Origin of the sequence: Ligilactobacillus sp. UO.C109, assembly GCF_026847815.1 — a bacterium.
Classification (GTDB): Bacteria; Bacillota; Bacilli; order Lactobacillales; family Lactobacillaceae; genus Ligilactobacillus; species Ligilactobacillus salivarius.
Window position 1 is genome coordinate 500,273 of record NZ_JAPSFH010000027.1, and the last position, 18,112, is coordinate 518,384.

17 protein-coding genes are annotated in these 18,112 nt (G+C 32.6%); 4 read left to right on the plus strand and 13 right to left on the minus strand.

Features of this window, described 5'->3' with window-relative positions; translation table 11 throughout:
* Positions 1–105: 105 nt before the first annotated feature.
* The 3 genes from OZJ21_RS06660 to OZJ21_RS06670 are packed head-to-tail and all read right to left on the minus strand — an operon-like array spanning position 106 to position 2,065.
* On the minus strand, positions 106–885 hold the full coding sequence (locus OZJ21_RS06660) for an inositol monophosphatase family protein (protein WP_081534064.1): 780 nt from the start codon (positions 883–885) through the stop codon (positions 106–108).
* 9 nt (positions 886–894) lie between these two features.
* Entirely contained in the window at positions 895–1,170 is a 276-nt protein-coding gene (locus OZJ21_RS06665; RefSeq protein WP_003706083.1) for a UPF0223 family protein, read from the minus strand.
* Positions 1,171–1,180: 10 nt separating this feature from the next.
* Positions 1,181–2,065 carry a lactate dehydrogenase gene (locus OZJ21_RS06670; protein WP_201897171.1) on the minus strand — a complete coding sequence of 295 codons (885 nt, stop codon included), beginning with the start codon at positions 2,063–2,065 and terminating at the stop codon, positions 1,181–1,183.
* A 155-nt stretch (positions 2,066–2,220) separates the two neighbouring features.
* Here OZJ21_RS06670 and def point away from each other — a divergent pair, with 155 nt between their 5' ends.
* Complete coding sequence (gene def / locus OZJ21_RS06675; protein WP_081534059.1) at positions 2,221–2,781, plus strand: peptide deformylase; 561 nt, start codon at positions 2,221–2,223, stop codon at positions 2,779–2,781.
* A gap of 105 nt (positions 2,782–2,886) precedes the next feature.
* Here def and OZJ21_RS06680 read toward each other — a convergent pair whose 3' ends face one another.
* A complete protein-coding gene (locus OZJ21_RS06680; RefSeq protein ID WP_003706076.1) occupies positions 2,887–3,390 on the minus strand; it encodes a hypothetical protein in 504 nt (167 codons plus the stop codon).
* 206 nt (positions 3,391–3,596) lie between these two features.
* On the opposite strand from OZJ21_RS06680, the gene OZJ21_RS06685 reads away from it, so the two are divergent.
* Together OZJ21_RS06685 and rnjA are read left to right on the plus strand one after the other, a co-directional pair.
* Positions 3,597–3,812, plus strand: coding sequence for a DNA-directed RNA polymerase subunit epsilon (locus tag OZJ21_RS06685; RefSeq protein ID WP_003707954.1), 216 nt, complete (start codon positions 3,597–3,599; stop codon positions 3,810–3,812).
* A gap of 4 nt (positions 3,813–3,816) precedes the next feature.
* A complete protein-coding gene (gene rnjA / locus OZJ21_RS06690; RefSeq protein ID WP_003700012.1) occupies positions 3,817–5,493 on the plus strand; it encodes a ribonuclease J1 in 1,677 nt (558 codons plus the stop codon).
* Between the two features lie 79 nt (positions 5,494–5,572).
* Here the strand turns inward: rnjA and gndA are convergent, their stop codons facing one another.
* From gndA to rpsO, 8 genes are all read right to left on the minus strand, one after another.
* Positions 5,573–6,994, minus strand: a complete 1,422-nt coding sequence (gene gndA, locus OZJ21_RS06695) for an NADP-dependent phosphogluconate dehydrogenase (protein ID WP_003700011.1) — start codon at positions 6,992–6,994, stop codon at positions 5,573–5,575.
* Between the two features lie 108 nt (positions 6,995–7,102).
* Positions 7,103–8,329 carry an ATP-dependent Clp protease ATP-binding subunit ClpX gene (clpX, locus tag OZJ21_RS06700; RefSeq protein WP_003700010.1) on the minus strand — a complete coding sequence of 409 codons (1,227 nt, stop codon included), beginning with the start codon at positions 8,327–8,329 and terminating at the stop codon, positions 7,103–7,105.
* A gap of 214 nt (positions 8,330–8,543) precedes the next feature.
* Complete coding sequence (gene tig, locus OZJ21_RS06705) at positions 8,544–9,854, minus strand: trigger factor (RefSeq protein ID WP_003706072.1); 1,311 nt, start codon at positions 9,852–9,854, stop codon at positions 8,544–8,546.
* 199 nt (positions 9,855–10,053) lie between these two features.
* Entirely contained in the window at positions 10,054–11,241 is a 1,188-nt protein-coding gene (tuf, locus tag OZJ21_RS06710; protein WP_003706071.1) for an elongation factor Tu, read from the minus strand.
* A 347-nt stretch (positions 11,242–11,588) separates the two neighbouring features.
* Positions 11,589–12,476, minus strand: coding sequence for a hypothetical protein (locus OZJ21_RS06715; protein WP_087250169.1), 888 nt, complete (start codon positions 12,474–12,476; stop codon positions 11,589–11,591).
* 51 nt (positions 12,477–12,527) lie between these two features.
* The gene (locus tag OZJ21_RS06720) at positions 12,528–14,225 is read right to left on the minus strand and encodes a ribonuclease J (protein ID WP_003700005.1); all 1,698 of its coding nucleotides are present in this window, start codon (positions 14,223–14,225) and stop codon (positions 12,528–12,530) included.
* Positions 14,226–14,243: 18 nt separating this feature from the next.
* Positions 14,244–15,116, minus strand: a complete 873-nt coding sequence (dapA, locus tag OZJ21_RS06725) for a 4-hydroxy-tetrahydrodipicolinate synthase (protein ID WP_003700003.1) — start codon at positions 15,114–15,116, stop codon at positions 14,244–14,246.
* 140 nt (positions 15,117–15,256) lie between these two features.
* Complete coding sequence (rpsO, locus tag OZJ21_RS06730) at positions 15,257–15,526, minus strand: 30S ribosomal protein S15 (protein ID WP_003701713.1); 270 nt, start codon at positions 15,524–15,526, stop codon at positions 15,257–15,259.
* Between the two features lie 303 nt (positions 15,527–15,829).
* On the opposite strand from rpsO, the gene rpsT reads away from it, so the two are divergent.
* Positions 15,830–16,084 carry a 30S ribosomal protein S20 gene (gene rpsT, locus OZJ21_RS06735; RefSeq protein WP_003699999.1) on the plus strand — a complete coding sequence of 85 codons (255 nt, stop codon included), beginning with the start codon at positions 15,830–15,832 and terminating at the stop codon, positions 16,082–16,084.
* A gap of 1,095 nt (positions 16,085–17,179) precedes the next feature.
* On the opposite strand, the gene OZJ21_RS06740 is transcribed toward rpsT, so the two are convergent.
* Entirely contained in the window at positions 17,180–18,112 is a 933-nt protein-coding gene (locus tag OZJ21_RS06740) for a GH25 family lysozyme (protein ID WP_268857591.1), read from the minus strand.

The window sequence follows — 18,112 nt, forward strand, 5'->3', positions numbered from 1 at the left end:
AATTTTTTAGCACAAAAAGCTTTCATTAATTCATGAAAACAAATTACTCTACTTTCATTTACTTATATTAAAAATGCTGTGGTTCAACCACAGACTTACTCTTATCTATATAGAAATGAGTTTTGTAATGTCTTTTTCAGCATTCTTTGTAGCTACTAATACAACTTTTGATGATAACATATTAGTTTCTTTTACGTCAATTGTTTCAACAACTAAATCTAATGTTTCAGCTAAAATTTTTCCAGCAGCCAAATCCCATGGGCGTAATGTTGAAGCATAACAAATACATCTTCCTGTTAAAACATTAATAAATTCTAGACCAGCACAACCGTACATTCTTAAACCAGCACTAGCATCTACTACTCTTCTAAAACCATAGCTATCATTCATGACAAAAGGTCTGCAAAGTTGTACTAAACCTTCACTTAAAATACTATCTGTTGGAATTGCAAGCTGATAATCGTTGCAATAAACGGCATCATATACCGGTCCACCCCAATATAGTTCATCCCTTATAATGTCATATATATATCCTAAAAGCGGACGATTATTATAATATACAGCAATCATACTTGCAAAATTACGTTTTTGCTTAACAAAATTCATCGTACCATCAATTGGATCTAAAATAAAAACTAGCCCTTCCATATTTGTAAGCGGATGTATTTTTGAAGTTTCCTCTCCTAAAATCTTAGCTTCTGGGTATGCATTTTGTATTTGTTGAATATAAAATCTCTCAACCTCTTTATCAACATTCGTCACTAAATCTGTCGGTCCACTTTTCGTTTCAACATCCAAGCTTAAATTGAAACTATCTAATATTATTTCCCGAGCTTTTCTTAGCCAATCTTTAACGTTAGCATCAATGCCTTGAAAATCTCTCATAAAATTCCACTATCCTTTTACAAATTTTTTCTCGTTTTCTTTAACTTTCTTTACTGATTGATAAATACTATAACCCGAAAGTTTTTCATATTCTCTATCTAGCCTTTTTTGAAGCATTTTAGATGGGGCTACTTTCAAAAAATCTTGATATTTATCCAGGAATTCCTCCCTATTCACCCCATTAGTATTATATTTTTCAACTTCTGCATAAAATTCACAAGCAATTATAATCTCCTCCGTACTCCAATCAGGTAGTAACGGATAACTGTAATTTTCTTTTACCATTTGTTAAACCTCATCTTAATTTATATCTATCTAACTCATCATTAATAGCTTTTTTTATCTCGTTTAAAGTCTCTTGCTCATCTTCTGTATAATTTACTTTTATTAATTCTATAACTCCCATCTTTCCAACTAATACAGGTGAACTATAACTTTCAATCTCTTCATTCCTACTATGAACCAGAGTTATTATAAACTGTTCGGAAGTATCCATCGCCATTAATATCTTATTCAATACAGAAGAAAAAACTAACTTCCGAGTCTTTTCAGCTAACTCTTTATACTCTCTAGATATTTCTTGCATATTTTTTACACTAAACATATTTTTTCCTTGCACTATTAAACTCATAAGTGATGCTTCAGCAACTCTACCCTTACTCCACAAAACAAAAGACTTATCCCTAGTTCCAATTACACTCGTCTGAATATAATTACTATTAATCCCTAATTTCTTTGCAACCATTCTAGCTACAACTTCTGATTCTATAGAAGTTCCTAATCCCAACATTTGTCTAGATGAAAGCCCTGTGTATTTTAAAATTTCATTAATCAATAAATAGTCCTTATTACTATCTAATACAACTATACCATTAAATCCATTGGCTACAGCTTCAGTGACCACTTTTTGAATCCAACTATTCTTTTGAGCAAAATTATCTCTATCCACATCAATTGAAAGTAGCATCATGTCAATTTCATCCCAATTTACAGTTTCATTTATATAAAAATAAAAATTAGATGATAGCAGACGTGAACACTCTACCAAATTATTTATTTCATCCTGAATATCAGTATCATTAATTTGCCAATTAAAATATAACTTAGTATTATTATTTATGCCTATTTTCAGAAAGTCCAGTACGCTTTCATTATATCCATAATATACTATCTTCTGCATTAATCATTTTACTCCTTTCTTTATATTTTATTACTACTATTCTACCATATAATTAGATATAGTAACTTTTTTTGACTTAAAACTATTAATATGCTATTACAGAAAAATTGTGATATCATAAGTGTATTAAATCATATTATTGGAGGTCTTTTCTGTTGATTACAATGGATAACATTATTCGTGATGGAAATCCAACTCTAAGAGCCAGAGCAAAAGCTATCGAATTTCCATTAAGCGAAGAAGATAAAAAATTAGCACATGATATGATGGAGTTTCTCGAAAATAGTCAAAATCCTGAAATTGCCAAAAAATATCATCTTCGTGCGGGTGTTGGTTTAGCAGCTCCTCAAGTAGATGTTTCTAAAAGAATGACTGCTGTTTTGGTTCCAGGTATTGAAGATGATGACGAACCAATTTTTAAACATGTTCTGATCAATCCTACAATTTTAAGTGAATCCGTTCAATTAGCAGCACTTGGTGAAGGTGAAGGTTGCCTTTCAGTTGATCGTGATATTCCAGGATATGTCCCTCGACACGATCGTATTAAACTTCGCTGGTATGACCTAGAAGGAAATAAGCATGTTGAAAGACTTCGTGACTACCCTGCAATTGTAGTTCAACATGAAATTGATCACTTAAATGGTATTTTATTCTATGATCATATTAATAAGGAACAACCTTTAACCGTTCCAGAAGGTACTATTATTTTAGAATAAAATAAATCTCAAAAATAATTTTATACAAGCAAAAGATCGATAAAGATTAATATTTTAGTAGCTTAATCTTTACCGATCTTTTATTTTTTACTTGATGATTCTCCACTATTTCTTAAAACCAGGCTCTAACTTTTCAATATCATTTAAATACTTATACGTTGCCTCATTCATTATATATGCTACATCTATATGCAGTATATTTTCTAACTGCCAAATATCTGATACTATAAATGGAGGTTTATTAGTTATATTTTGAATCTTTTTCTGTTTTGCATAATCAAATAATTTCTTTTCTAGTAATTCCTTCAAAGCATTTAGTTTCTCACTGGAAAATTTTTGATTCTGAATCAATTCTACTGAATATTCAAAAACCATCACATCTTTTCCCCAAACGTCAGATACTACTGCTATATCTCTTATATTTTTGTGATTATTCTGATTAAACCATTCTAGATCTATCTCATTTATCGATTTATACATAGCATCGTCAGTAAGCTTTCTACTTCTTGCTTGTAATCTTTTCAATTCCTTATTTTTTATGTAATACTGTATAACAACAATAATTACAATGAAAACTATCGCAGTTAATATAACTAACCAAAATTTCATATCATCAGCCTCTTTCTACAAAGCTTCCTCATTTTTAAGTATATCACAGTCTATTGTCTAATTTTTATATGTTTTGTCTAAGTTCTATACTTAATTTGCTTGTTATGCTAAAATGTACTTAACTATTGTGTAAAGCAATCTTTGTTCGGTTAAATAATTTTTTGTTATACACTATTGTGTAAATTCATTTTAAAGGAGAAGTTTTAATGACTTTTAAAGTATATTATCAACCATCAAAAAAATCTAATCCAAAGCGTGAAAATACTCATGTTATGTATTTTGAAGCTAAAGACGAAGTTGAAGCTCGTCATCTTGTTGAAACACATTTTCCAGAATACAATGTTGAATTTATTGAAGCTTTGGACGAAGCTACACTTGAATATGAAAAACAAAGTGTTAACTTCAAACTCACGGAGTTTTAGTTAAATGAAAAAACTAAATGTTAAAAATAATGAGACTGCTGTTTTTGCAATCGGTGGTCTTGGAGAAATTGGAAAGAATACTTACGGTATCCAATTTCAAGATGAAATCATCGTAGTGGATGCTGGTATCAAATTTCCAGAAGATGATTTGTTAGGTATTGATTATGTTATACCTGACTACTCATATTTAATTGCAAATCAACAAAAAATTAAAGCTTTAGTTATCACACATGGACATGAGGATCATATTGGCGGTATTCCTTATTTACTACAAAAAATAAATGTACCTGTCTATGCTGGCCCTCTTGCACTTGCATTGATTAAAAGCAAACTAGAAGAACATGGACTACTTCGCACAACTGAACTTCATGAAATAGATGAAGACTCTATTCTAAAATTTAGAAAAACGACAGTATCTTTTTTTAGAACAACACATTCTATCCCTGATACTTTAGGTGTGGCTGTCAAAACACCTTCTGGAACAATTGTATGTACAGGAGATTATAAGTTCGATCTTACTCCTGTTACAAATCAGCCACCTAATTTACAGAAAATGGCAAAATTAGGTGATGAAGGTGTGCTTTGCCTACTTTCTGATAGTACTAATGCTGAAGTTCCTAACTTTACTAAGTCAGAACGCTGGGTTGGCCGTTCTATTCGTCGTATATTTGAAAAAGTCGAAGGCCGTATAATATTTGCTACTTTTGCCTCTAACATTTCGCGTGTACAGCAAGCTACATCTGCAGCTATTGCTCGTGGTCGTAAAATAGCTGTTTTTGGACGTAGTATGGAAGCTGCAATTGTAAATGGTAGAGAACTTGGTTATTTAGATATTCCTGACGATGCTTTAGTTGATGCTAGAGAAATAAGTAGTTTACCCGCTAATAAAATTATGATTCTATGTACAGGATCTCAAGGAGAACCTATGGCAGCTTTGAGTCGTATAGCTAATGGTACTCACCGTCAAGTATCTATTCAACCCGGTGATACTGTAGTATTCTCTAGTTCTCCTATTCCAGGAAATACTACCAGTGTAAATAAAGTTATTAATGAGTTAGAAGAAGCTGGAGCTACTGTTATTCATGGTAAAGTTAATAATATTCACGCCTCTGGACATGGTGGTCAAGAAGAACAAAAACTTATGCTTCGCTTGATGAAACCTAAGTACTTCATGCCTGTCCATGGTGAATACAGAATGTTAAAAATTCATACTGAGTTAGCTGAAAAGTGTGATGTTCCTAAAGAAAATTCATTTATTCTAAAAAATGGAGATGTTTTAGCACTTACAAAGGATTCAGCAAGATATGCAGGCCACTTTAATGCTGGTGATGTCTATGTTGACGGTTCTGGCGTTGGAGATATTGGAAATGTTGTACTTCGAGATCGTCGTTTACTTTCAGAAGAAGGTCTAGTAGTTGTTGTAGCAACCATAGATATGCAAAAGCGCCAAATTATTGCCGGCCCAGATTTATTATCACGAGGTTTTATCTACATGCGTGAATCTGGCGATTTAATTAATCAAGGTCGTCGTCATCTTTATCGTTCTATTAAGAGAGAACTTAAAAATGATAAAGTTTCTGAAGCTCAAATTAAAAATACTATTATCTCTGATCTGCAAGAATTTTTATTTGAACAAACAGAAAGACATCCTATGATTTTACCAATGCTTGTTACAATATAATTTAGATATATTAAAAACGGTATAAGAACTATTGTTAATAGTCCTTATACCGTTTATTTTATACTATACATCTTAATAATTATTCTTCATGATACCATTCGTAATGGTAAATACCTTCACGATCAGTACGTTCATAAGTATGTGCCCCAAAGTAGTCACGTTGTGCTTGAATAATATTTGCAGGAAGATGTGCAGATCTATATTGATCATAATATGTGATAGCACTAGAAAATCCTGGGCAAGCAACACCTGCTTTAATTGCTAAAGCAGCAATATCACGGACATCATTTTGATATTCTTCAACGATTTTCTTGAAGTAATCATCTAACATCAAATTCTTTAATTCAGGATTCTTTTCATATGCATCAGTAATCTTTTGTAAGAATTGAGCACGAATAATGCAACCTTCACGCCAAATCTTAGCCATATCGCCATAATTTAGGTTCCAGTCATAATTTTCAGATGCTACTCTTAATTGTTCAAAACCTTGAGCATAACTCATAATCTTACTAAAGTATAATGCACGACGAATTTTTTCTACTAATTCTTTCTTATTTACGTCACCTAAATCAAATTCCGGATTAGGTAAAACTTGACTAGCAGCCACACGTTCATCTTTCATTGCTGAAATATAACGAGCATATACAGATTCTGTAATTAATGATTGAGGTACTCCTAATTCTAAAGCACTTTGAGAACTCCACTTACCAGTACCCTTGTTGCCAGCACGATCTAAAATAACATCTACAATTGGTTTACCCGTACCCAAATCATCTTTACGAGTTAAAATATCGGCAGTTATATCAATTAAATAACTCTTCAGCTCGCCATCTTTCCATTCATTAAATACGTCAGAAATTTCATCATTTGATAAACCTAGTAAGTTACGCATCAAGTTATAGCTTTCAGCAATAAGTTCCATATCACCGTATTCAATACCGTTATGAACCATCTTAACATAGTGACCTGCTCCGTTAGGTCCAACGTAAGTTACACAGGCTTCACCATCTTCAGCCTTAGCAGCTATTTTCTTCAAAATTGGTTCTACTAAATCATATGCTTCTTTTTGTCCACCTGGCATTAAAGAAGGTCCTTCTAACGCACCTTTTTCTCCCCCAGATACACCCATACCGATAAAGTTAATACCAGAATTATCTAGTTCTTCATTGCGACGCATAGTTTCTTGGAAGAATGTATTTCCACCATCAATTAAAACATCACCTTTATCTAAATGAGGCAATAATGACTTAATTGTTGCATCTGTTGGAGCACCCGCTTTAACCATCAAAATAATTCGACGAGGTGTTTCTAAAGAATTAACAAAATCTTCAATCGTATAACTAGGTACTAAATTCTTATCAGGATGATCAGCAACTACCTTTTCAGTTTTTGATCCTGTTCTGTTATAGATAGCAACACTGTATCCACGACTTTCAATGTTTAAGGCTAGGTTTTTACCCATAACAGCCATACCAACAACACCAATTTGTGGTTTGCTCATAATAAATATCCTCCTAAATTATCATATACAATTTCAACATGTAAATTACAATAGTATTCTAACAAATATCATATCATGGTGCAATTAATTAAATATACATAAAAATGCTTATTTTACTATTTCAGGTTTACTCTTACCATCAACAGTATCTTTTGTAATAACTACCTCTTTAATATTATCTTCGCTAGGAATGTCAAACATAATATCTCTCATAGTAGCTTCAACAATGGATCTCAAACCTCTGGCACCTGTGTTTCTTTCAATAGCTAAATGCGCAATTTCCTTAACAGCATCATCTTCAAATTTTAATGATACATCATCAAACGATACTAATTTTTGATATTGCTTAATTAATGCATTCTTAGGTTCTGTTAAAATTCTCACTAAATCTTCTTCAGTAAGTTTTTCAAGTGCTGTAAGAATTGGCAAACGACCAATAAATTCAGGGATTAATCCAAACTTTAATAGGTCTTCAGGAATGATTTGTTGCATTAAACTCTTATCAGGATCATATTCCTGCTTAGAATCTACACCAAAACCTATTGTTTTGTCTCCTAAACGATTTTTTACCATTGTTTCAATACCATCAAAAGCTCCACCAACAATAAATAGAATATTTGTAGTATCAATTTGTATAAACTCTTGTTGTGGGTGCTTACGGCCACCTTGAGGAGGAACATTAGCTATTGTACCTTCAAGAATCTTAAGTAACGCTTGTTGTACACCTTCACCAGAAACATCACGCGTAATTGATACATTTTCAGATTTCTTAGCAATTTTATCAATTTCATCTATATAAATAATGCCTCTTTGAGCTCTTTCTACATCATAATCAGCATTTTGTAAAAGTTTCAATAAAATATTTTCAACGTCTTCACCAACATAACCTGCTTCTGTTAAAGTTGTTGCATCTGCAATTGCAAATGGTACGTTCAAAATTCTAGCTAAATTCTGAGCTAAGAATGTTTTACCAGAACCTGTTGGTCCAACAAGACAAATATTACTCTTTTGTAATTCTGTTCCATCATCATCTGACAATGAAGCATTAACACGTTTGTAGTGATTATATACAGCAACTGCTAATGTTTTCTTAGCTTCTTCCTGTCCAACAACGTATTGATTTAAAGTATCAACAATTTCATGAGGAGTAGGAACATTAGTAAAATCTTTTTGTGCTTCTGCTTTTGTTTCTGTATCAATAATTGATTGTGCTAATTCTACACATTCATTACATATATACACTCCTGGTCCAGAAATCATACTTTTAACTTGATCTTCTGTTTTTCCACAAAAAGAACATGTCGCAGGAGTCTTATTATCTTCATTTTCAAACATCTAAAAATCTCCCTACGTGTTTTTTATTTCATAAGACTGCCTTTATTTTAGCAAACAATAGTGCTAAACGCCATTAACACGACTTAAAAGCTACTTATCTTAATTTATTAATAAAAAAAGTGCTAATAGATTTTCATCCATCAGCACTTCTATAACTAATTAGTTCTGTAAAAGTTATACTTTCACCTACAGAAAATCACTAAGGAAGTCTTAATTATTCTTCATCCTTTTTAGCATCACGAGTTTGCTTTGCAGAATCAGCAATTTCATCAACTACTTTTCTAACTGCAATATCATGCTTCAACATGTCATCAGATAAAGCAGAACGAACTGCTGCTTCATCCATTTGATATTGTTCAGCTAAACTCTTAATTTCAGCATTGATTTCATCTTCAGATGGTTCAATCTTTTCAGCCTTAACAATTGCTTCAAGAACAAGATTTGTTTTAACGCGCTTTTCAGCACCTTCTTCAAATTGTTTGTGCAAATCATCTGCTGATGTACCTGTTAATTGGTAATACATATCAGCACTGATACCTTGATTTTGCATACCTGCTAAGAAGTTATCCATTTGACGATGTACGTCGTCCTCAATCATAACAGCTGGAATTTCACCAATTGTTGCATTTTCTACAGCAATATCAAGTGCTTCTTCTTGAATTGCAGCTTTAGCTTCAGCAACTTTTTGATCTTTCAAACGATCTTTAATTTTTGCCTTTAATTCTTCAAGAGTTGCAACATCTTCATCAACATCTTTTGCAAATTCATCATCTAGTTCTGGTAATTCTTTTGTCTTTACTTCATGAATCTTTGTATCAAAAACAGCTTCTTTACCAGCTAGATCTTTTGCTTGATAATCTTCTGGGAATGTTACAGTTACAGCAACTTCTTCACCAGCTTTGTGACCTACTAATTGATCTTCAAAACCTGGAATAAATTGACCAGAACCTAATTCAAGAGAATGGTTTTCACCTTTTCCACCATCAAAAGCTTCTCCATTGATCTTACCTTCAAAATCAATAACAACAGTGTCACCTTGTTCTGCTGGTTCATCTTCTTTAAGAACTAATTCTGCTTCTTGTTGTTGTAATCTATCCAATTCATTTTCAATATCAGCTTTCAAAACACGTGTTGGGTGCTTTGTAACTTCTAAATCTTTATATTGACCTAATTCAACTTCAGGTTCAACAGTAACTTTTGCAGTTAATACCCATGCAGCATCTGATTCCATTGATTCAACATCAATTTGTGGTTGATCAACTGGATTGATATCTGCTTCTTTAACAGCATTTGAATATGCTTCAGGTAATAAATCATTTAAAGCTTCTTGATATAATGCTTCTTCACCATACATCTTGTTGAAGATTTGGCGAGGAACTTTACCCTTTCTAAATCCAGGTACATTTAAAGATTTCTTTACACGATTGAAAGCAGAATTCAAGCCTTCTTTAATTTTTTCTGGAGCAATTTCAAAAGTTAATTTACCTTCGTTTGTTCCGTCTTTCTTTTCCCACTTTATAGACATCTTATTCCCTCCGAATAATTATTTTTAATAATTACTTAGTAATTGCATACCTATTAATTTTAACGTAGATAATCAAAATTGTAAATGTTTAGAGTGTAAAAAAGTTAGTAAATACATCTTTTTACATAAAAAAAGAAGGTTGGAAAACCAACCCTCTTTCTTGAAAGTTAACAAAATGTCAACATTACGTGAAATCTTATTAGTCGTCGATTTCAGAAACCACACCAGCACCAACTGTACGGCCACCTTCACGAACTGTGAACTTAAGACCTTTTTCAATAGCAACTGGAGCAATCAATTCTACTGTAAATGTTACGTTATCACCAGGCATAACCATTTCTACACCTTCTGGTAATTCGATAACACCAGTAACGTCTGTTGTGTGGAAGTAGAATTGTGGACGATAGTTAGAGAAGAATGGTGTATGACGACCACCTTCGTCCTTTGTCAATACGTAAACTTCACCTTTGAATTTCTTGTGAGTTTGGATTGAACCTGGCTTAGCTAAAACTTGTCCACGTTCAACTTGTGTACGGTCAACACCACGAAGTAAAGCACCGATGTTATCGCCAGCTTCACCTTCGTCAAGTGTCTTACGGAACATTTCAACACCAGTAACAGTTGTCTTAACAATGTCATCCTTCAAACCAACGATTTCAACTTCGTCACCAACTTTAACTGTACCACGATCGATACGACCAGAAGCAACAGTACCACGACCTGTGATTGTAAATACATCTTCAACAGGCATTAAGAATGGCTTGTCTGTAGGGCGTTGTGGAGTTGGAATGTATTCGTCAACTGTGTCCATTAATTCCATGATTTGTGCTTCAGCATCTTTGTCGCCTTCAAGAGCCTTCAAAGCGGAACCACGAATAACAGGAATATCGTCACCAGGGAAGTCGTATTCAGATAATAAATCACGAACTTCCATTTCAACTAAGTCAAGTAATTCGTCATCGTCAACCAAGTCGCACTTGTTTAAGAATACAACAATGTATTCAACACCAACTTGACGAGCAAGTAAGATGTGTTCACGAGTTTGTGGCATAGGACCATCAGTAGCAGCAACAACTAAGATAGCACCATCCATTTGTGCAGCACCAGTGATCATGTTCTTAACGTAGTCAGCATGTCCTGGAGCATCGATATGTGCATAGTGACGCTTTTCTGTTTCATATTCAACGTGAGCTGTGTTGATTGTAATACCACGTTCACGTTCTTCTGGAGCAGCGTCGATAGAAGCGTAGTCAGAAGCTTCAGCCAAACCTTTTTCAGCCAAAACCTTTGTAATTGCTGCTGTTAAAGTTGTTTTCCCATGGTCAACGTGTCCGATTGTACCGATGTTTACATGGGGTTTTGTTCTTTCGTAATGTTCTTTAGCCATTAAAGAAAACCTCCTAAAAATTTGCAAGAAATATCGTATAATACGATAAACCTTTGTTTTTATTATACTACTTCTCTAAAAGAAAACCAAGTGTGATATCTATTAAAGAAGAATTCTCTAAATATTATATATATATAGAATGATTTTGTAAACAAAAAAATTATAATTTTTTTGAAAATAATTCATTGTTACAAACTCCAGCATTCGATAAGTATTATTACTATTCCTAAAAAACTTTCAGTCATACTTATCAAACGTTATGAGTTTATCATCACACAATAAAATATGCAATCTTTTTGCATACTTTATTTTCATCTATTTTGATAATGTATACATAATTAGTTGATTCACAGATTATTCCATTGTTCGATGTAGTCTTCTAATTTCTTCGAAAAAGCCAGTTCCTGTTCATTTAGAACTTTAAACTCATCATTACATAGTAATATATATATTAAGTTTTGTTCTAAATTCTGTTCAATATCATTGAATGGATACAACACCATTAACTTTAAAACTATCTCCTTCCATTTCAAATCTTTCTCAAAGTTATTCATTGGTAATTGTTTAAACTCTTTATAGATTTTTTTATAAATTTTATATTCTTCTATTTCTTTCATTTTTTTTACATCTAATGTTTTGACAGTATTTTTATAATCTGTATATTGTACTGTTTCTTCTAAATTTAATTTTCTATAATCATCTAGTATGTTACTTTTTAAAAGTGGATGTATGTTGGAATCTATTAATATTTTTTTAGTATTTATGAAGAAATCATCTACACTTAATCCATAGGCATCTTTCAGTATTTTTCTTTGTTGAAATAAAGGAAAAATACCTAGATAACTTAGCTGTTTCATTATCTCAAGTTTTGAATTCTTATTTAAGTAATCTGTTAATAGTGTTTGCTGATTCTTATCAAATTCTTTTTGTTCACTTTCTGTTGTATATTCAAATATATTATTTGATAACTCTTGCAATTTTACATTCATCCCTGCAAAAATTGCTGCTTTTTGATACTTCTTGAATTTCTCATTGTCAATAATATACTGTCTTATATATTCGTTTGCTGTTTCATATGCAGCAATATAGTCCTCTATTTTAAGAAATACTAAAAATAAAAAATAATTTGTCCTAAATGTTTTCTTTTCTAGATACTCTTTTTCTAGCAATTTTCTTGCTTTTGTATAATCTTTATTTTTATATGCTTCTTCAGCTTGAAAATATAATTCACTCAAATTATTACCTTATAAAAAAGTCGTTGAAGATTTGTTCAACGACTTTTAATATTAACCTTTCTTTTTCTTCTTAGAAAAATGATTATTTTGATTTATTTCCATAATTACTGGTAAAATAACTGGATGACGCTTTGTTTGCTCATACAAAAAATTATTCAAATTTTCTCGAATATCTTGTTTTAATTGGCTCCAGTCAAATTCCTTATTATCCAAATCTCTTTGAACAATCTTAGCTACAATATCCCTACTTTCAACCATCAAATCTTTACTTGTTTTAATATATACGAAACCACGAGATGTTATTTTAGGAGTATCAACAATCTTCCTCTTTTTACGATCAATAGTAACCACAGCAATAAAAATTCCATCTTCTGATAGGATTTTTCTATCTCTCAAAACAATATTTCCAATATCCCCAACGCCAGTTCCATCAATCATAGTGTTGCCTACTTCTACACTTGATGAAATTGTCATCTCATCTTTCTTATATTCTAAGACATCACCTTTTTTGAGTAAAAAGATATTTTCACTAGGAATCCCTAGTTCTCTAGCTAATTCTGCATGCGCAGACAACATTCTATATTCACCTTGAACAGGAATGACGTAACGTGGTTTTACCAAGTTCATCATTAACTGCAAATCATTCTTACTTGCATGACCTGAAGAATTTAATTCATCAAAAATAGCTTTAACGTCTGCTCCTGAGCGATATATCATGTCTCTAGTTCTTGCAACCTTAGTTTCCATAGCATGAGATGGAGTAGTTGTAATAAATACCAAATCTCCTTCATGTAGATTGACAAATCTATGTCTACCCATAGCCATTTTTTGCAATGATTTTAATGGTTCTCCAGAACGTCCAGTTTCAAGAATTACAATTTCATCATCATTGTAGTCGTTAATTTTTTTAATAGGTATGAGTAAATCCTCTTCCGGCAATACTAATTTATTTAAACGCATTGCAGTTTTAACAACTTTTTCTACATCATGTCCAGTAAGAGCCACTTTTCTATTATTAGCTGCAGCTGCATTAAAAATTTGTTGTACTCGTAAAATATTTGAAGCTACGCAAGCTACAATAATTCTTCCTTTACGGTATTCAAAATTTTCACTAATAAAATCATATATTGCTCGCTCATTAACTGTTTCTCTAGGATTTTCAGCATTGGCTGACTCACTTAATAAAGCTAGCACACCTTCACGACCAATTTCAGTTAATCTTGCATAATCTGTTCGATAACCTTTTTCTGCAGACTGATCAAATTTAAAGTCTCCAGTATAAACAACATTTCCATTTTCTGTTTTAATAACCACACCCAAAGACTCTGGAATAGAATGTGTAGTTTGAAAAAATGATATCGTTGCATTTTCAAAATCTATTTCTGTACTCTCATCAATTACATGAAAATCATCGAATTTTCTAGCATCTTCTTCATTTTCACATGCAATTTTAGCTAGTTCAATTGTTAATTCTGATCCAAAAACTGGCACATCAAATTCACTAACAAAATATGGTAGTGCTCCTATGGCATCTGCATGACCGTGTGTTAAGAAAACACCCACTATTTTACGTGAATTCTCTCTTAAATATGAAAAATCAGGAATAACAAAATCTATACCTAATAGTTCATTTTCTGGATACTTTAATCCACAGTCTAAAATAAATATTTCATCATCAACTTCGACAGCATACATGTTTTTGGCATTTTCACGTACCCCACCTAGCGAGATGATTTTTATATCACTCATATTTCCACCTCTTAATTATTAAATTTTTAATTTTTTAAATAGTTCATTTTCTTCGTTCTTATCAAGTGAAACAATAGGTAAACGGCATCCTCCAACGTTATAACCAATTTTATTCAAAGCAGCTTTAACTGGACTAGGTGAAGGATAAGAAAAAAGTGCTTCAGCCTTTGGTATTAAATCTCTCATAATTTTTCCAGCCATGGATACGTCTCCAGATTCTAAACTAGAATACATTGTCTTCATATTATCACCATAGATATGACTAGCAACTGAAATAATACCTTGCCCACCTAAAACTCTAGCAGATAGTGCTTCAGCATCTTCTCCTGAATAAACTAGAAAATCTTCTGGAACATTTTCTACTATTTTAGCTATATTTTCGACACCCGTACAATCTTTAATACCTATGATGTTATCATGTTGAGCAAGTTCAATAATAGTATCAACTTCCATGGTTACTCCTGTTCTTCCAGGAATGTTATAGATTATAATAGGTAAATTACTATAGTCTGCGACTTTTCTAAAATGAGCAATCATACCCTTTTGATTAGGTTTATTATAATAAGGCACCACAACTAAAGCAGCATCAACACCATCAATATCAGCCACTTTATTAGTATAATCTATTGTTTGTTGTGTATTATTTGATCCAGTCCCCACCATTAATGGTACTCTACCATCAATAAATTTCACAGAATCTTTTATCAATTGTAATTTTTCGTCTTCACTTAAAGTTGGTGCTTCACCAGTTGTTCCTGAAACAAGAAGACCTTCTGTACCATTATCAAGCAAGTAATTAATAAGATTTTTTGTTCTTTTAGAACTATAGTTACCTTCATCATCAAAAGGTGTAACCATCGCAGTCAAAATATGAGCATTTCTAAAATTCATGATAAAATCTCACTCCAATTTTCATTCGTTCTTTAATATTCTAATAGTTAATTATAGCATACTTTATATATTGTGACGTATAAAAAAAAGAGCTAGTATAAAACTACTAGCTCTATAGAGTATGCAATTACTTTCAAAAATTAACGACGTAAGCCTAAACTCTTAACAAGTTCACGGTAACGTTGTACATCTGTGTTACGTAAGTATGCTAAAAGGTTACGACGATGACCAATCTTCTTCATCAAACCACGGTAAGAAGCATAATCCTTCTTGTGAGCTTTGATATGATCGTTCAATTCGTTAATATCAGCTGTTAAAACTGCAATTTGTACTTCTGCGGAACCTGTATCTCCTTCATGACGAGCATACTTCTTCATAATTTCGTTTTTCTTTTCTTGTGAAATAGCCAATGTATTTCCCACCTTTCATAATAGTTGCCTTAATCCGAGATAAGACGACGGTGACCCGCCAAACTCAGTAAAAAGGTCATATTTGTATTCAACATACTAGAATAGTTTACAAGATATTTATTAAAAATGCAATACTTACAAGCTATCTTCTAAAAAATTATTTATTATATTAGCATGTCAAGGAATTTTTCTTGACATCTACGTATTTTTTTATTGCATTGTTTTGAACGCTCTTGTATAATGATAAATGTTGAAAAATTAGCTTGTCTTTATTAGAAGCTATAAATCGGAGGTGAAAAATTCATGCCAATTATCAAATCTGCTATTAAACGTGTTAAAACAACTGAAAAAGCTAATGCAAAGAACTCATCTCAATTAAGTAAGATGCGTACTGCTGTTAAGAAATTTGAAAAAGCTAAAACTGCTGGTGCTGACAACGTTGAACAACTTTTCAACGAAGCAGTTTCTGCTATCGACAAAGCACAATCTAAAGGTTTAATTAAAGCAAACAAAGCTGCTCGTGATAAGTCACGTATGGCTGCTCGTTTAGCTAAATAATTGACTTAAAAAACTGGCGAACCGAATTTTTTTGGTTCGCCAGTTTTTTCTTTTAGAAGATTGTAAATGTCAATCTTAGTAATTTTATTACTGATATTTTCAATTTTATTTATACAGTAATAAACTTTCAACATTATATTTCATCACAGAAAATAAAAGGAGCAACAACTCAGAGCAAGCTTAATTTTTTATAGTTTGCCCCAAAATTGCCCCCTTCGGCTTATTTTTTAATAATTTTATCATTCGTTATTAAAGGGTATAAAAAAAGAAACCCTGCAACAGCAAGGTTTCTAACGTTTTTAGCCACGGCGACGTTCTGGAATACGAGCTGCTTTACCGTGTAATGCACGTAATTACACATGATATTTTTCTATAACTTAAAGGTTATTTAAATGTATATATACCAATATTAGTCTGTACTTTATATATTTTATACTATTACTATATTAATTAAAAATTACCATTTTTTTGCTACCATTTTGCTACCATTTTTTATCGATAGATCCTAGGTAAAATAAATGTTACTTTCCTCATAAATATTATATCAAAAAAGACACCTTGCCTCTACTTATATAATAGTAGAAACAAGGTGTCTTATGTTTTCTAAGAATAATAAAAAAACCTTTCTGTTGGAAGAACAGAAAGGAGTAAAACAAATGATAGTACGGTAGCCAACCGCAAAAACTAGAGATAGCCAATCTCTATATGAAAAGAGGTAAAACCTCCTTGTCTACACTCTCATGTTATCTTTATTTATATAGTTTGTCAATATTTTTTATTGCTTTAAAATTGCTTAACATGTAAGATATTCCTTGTGAGTAAGGCTAGCCGCCTTAATATCTCACAGAAGGGAGGGTAACTTCCTTGTTTACGTTTTTACATGATTTACTTCAGTTTGGACTAGCCATTCTTTCTGGAGTAATTATAGATCTGATTAGTTCTAAGATTAAGAACCGCTACAGACGGAAGCATTAATCTTTAGAATTAATTCAGACTCAGAAAAGCAGATGTGGTGGCAAGTAACCCAACTTCTGCTTTTTTTGCTATAAAAATAAGCTCATCTAGTCCTTAAAAGGATTGGATGAGCTTTATTGTTTATTCAAATTTACCCCAGATACTTGTACGCTTACCCCCAGAACTTTCACCAGTTGGCAAGTACCCATATTGTCCGTTGCCTCTAGGTTGTCTAATCCACACATATCCACCAGAGTGGCAGAATGCATCATACTTAACGACTGAACCCTTTGGCAGAACACCAATCTTAGCAGACTTAGTTGTGGCTCCCCAACGTAAGACAATACCTTCATCTACGGTGATAGTGAACTCACCATCTTCTTTGTACCACTTTACACCTAAGTCATCAGTCCATGAGTCATACTTAGCACTATTTTGGCTAGGTGATGGAACTGGTTTAGATGTTTCAGTTTTAATATTTACATTCCCAGGTTTAGCAAACTTATCCCAAGCATTTGTATCCAAATACCAGATTGAACGGTCCATGTCGCCACCAGTATATTGCCAACCAGCAATTGAGCTAAAAGCCCCACTAGACACATTCATGTTAGGCACCGTCCAAGAGTTCCAGTTCATGGATGCATACTTGGCTACCCAAACCGCACAATCTTTTGCACAGTTGGCTACTTGCCATAATGCAGATTCTGAAACGTAAATTACACACCATACACCAGTTAGGCGGTGTACTTCATCTACGAATTGACGAACCCAGTTAGTATTGCCAAATGCTGGATTCTGGTAACCTTCCCAGTCAATCACTAACATACCTTGACCTACATAGTTCTTGATATTATTGATAAAATATTGTGCTTCTGCTACTGGGTTCCCACCGCCAGCGTAATGATACAAACCACGCTTTTTACCAAGTTCTCCAGCCAAGTCCCATTGGTGGTTACATTTAGGATTAACGTATCCTGTGCCTTGAGTAGCTTTAACGATAACCCCTTGAGCGTGTGGATCACGAATAATATAATCATCTGACCCTGAGTAAACGTCTACTGTGTACATAACCAT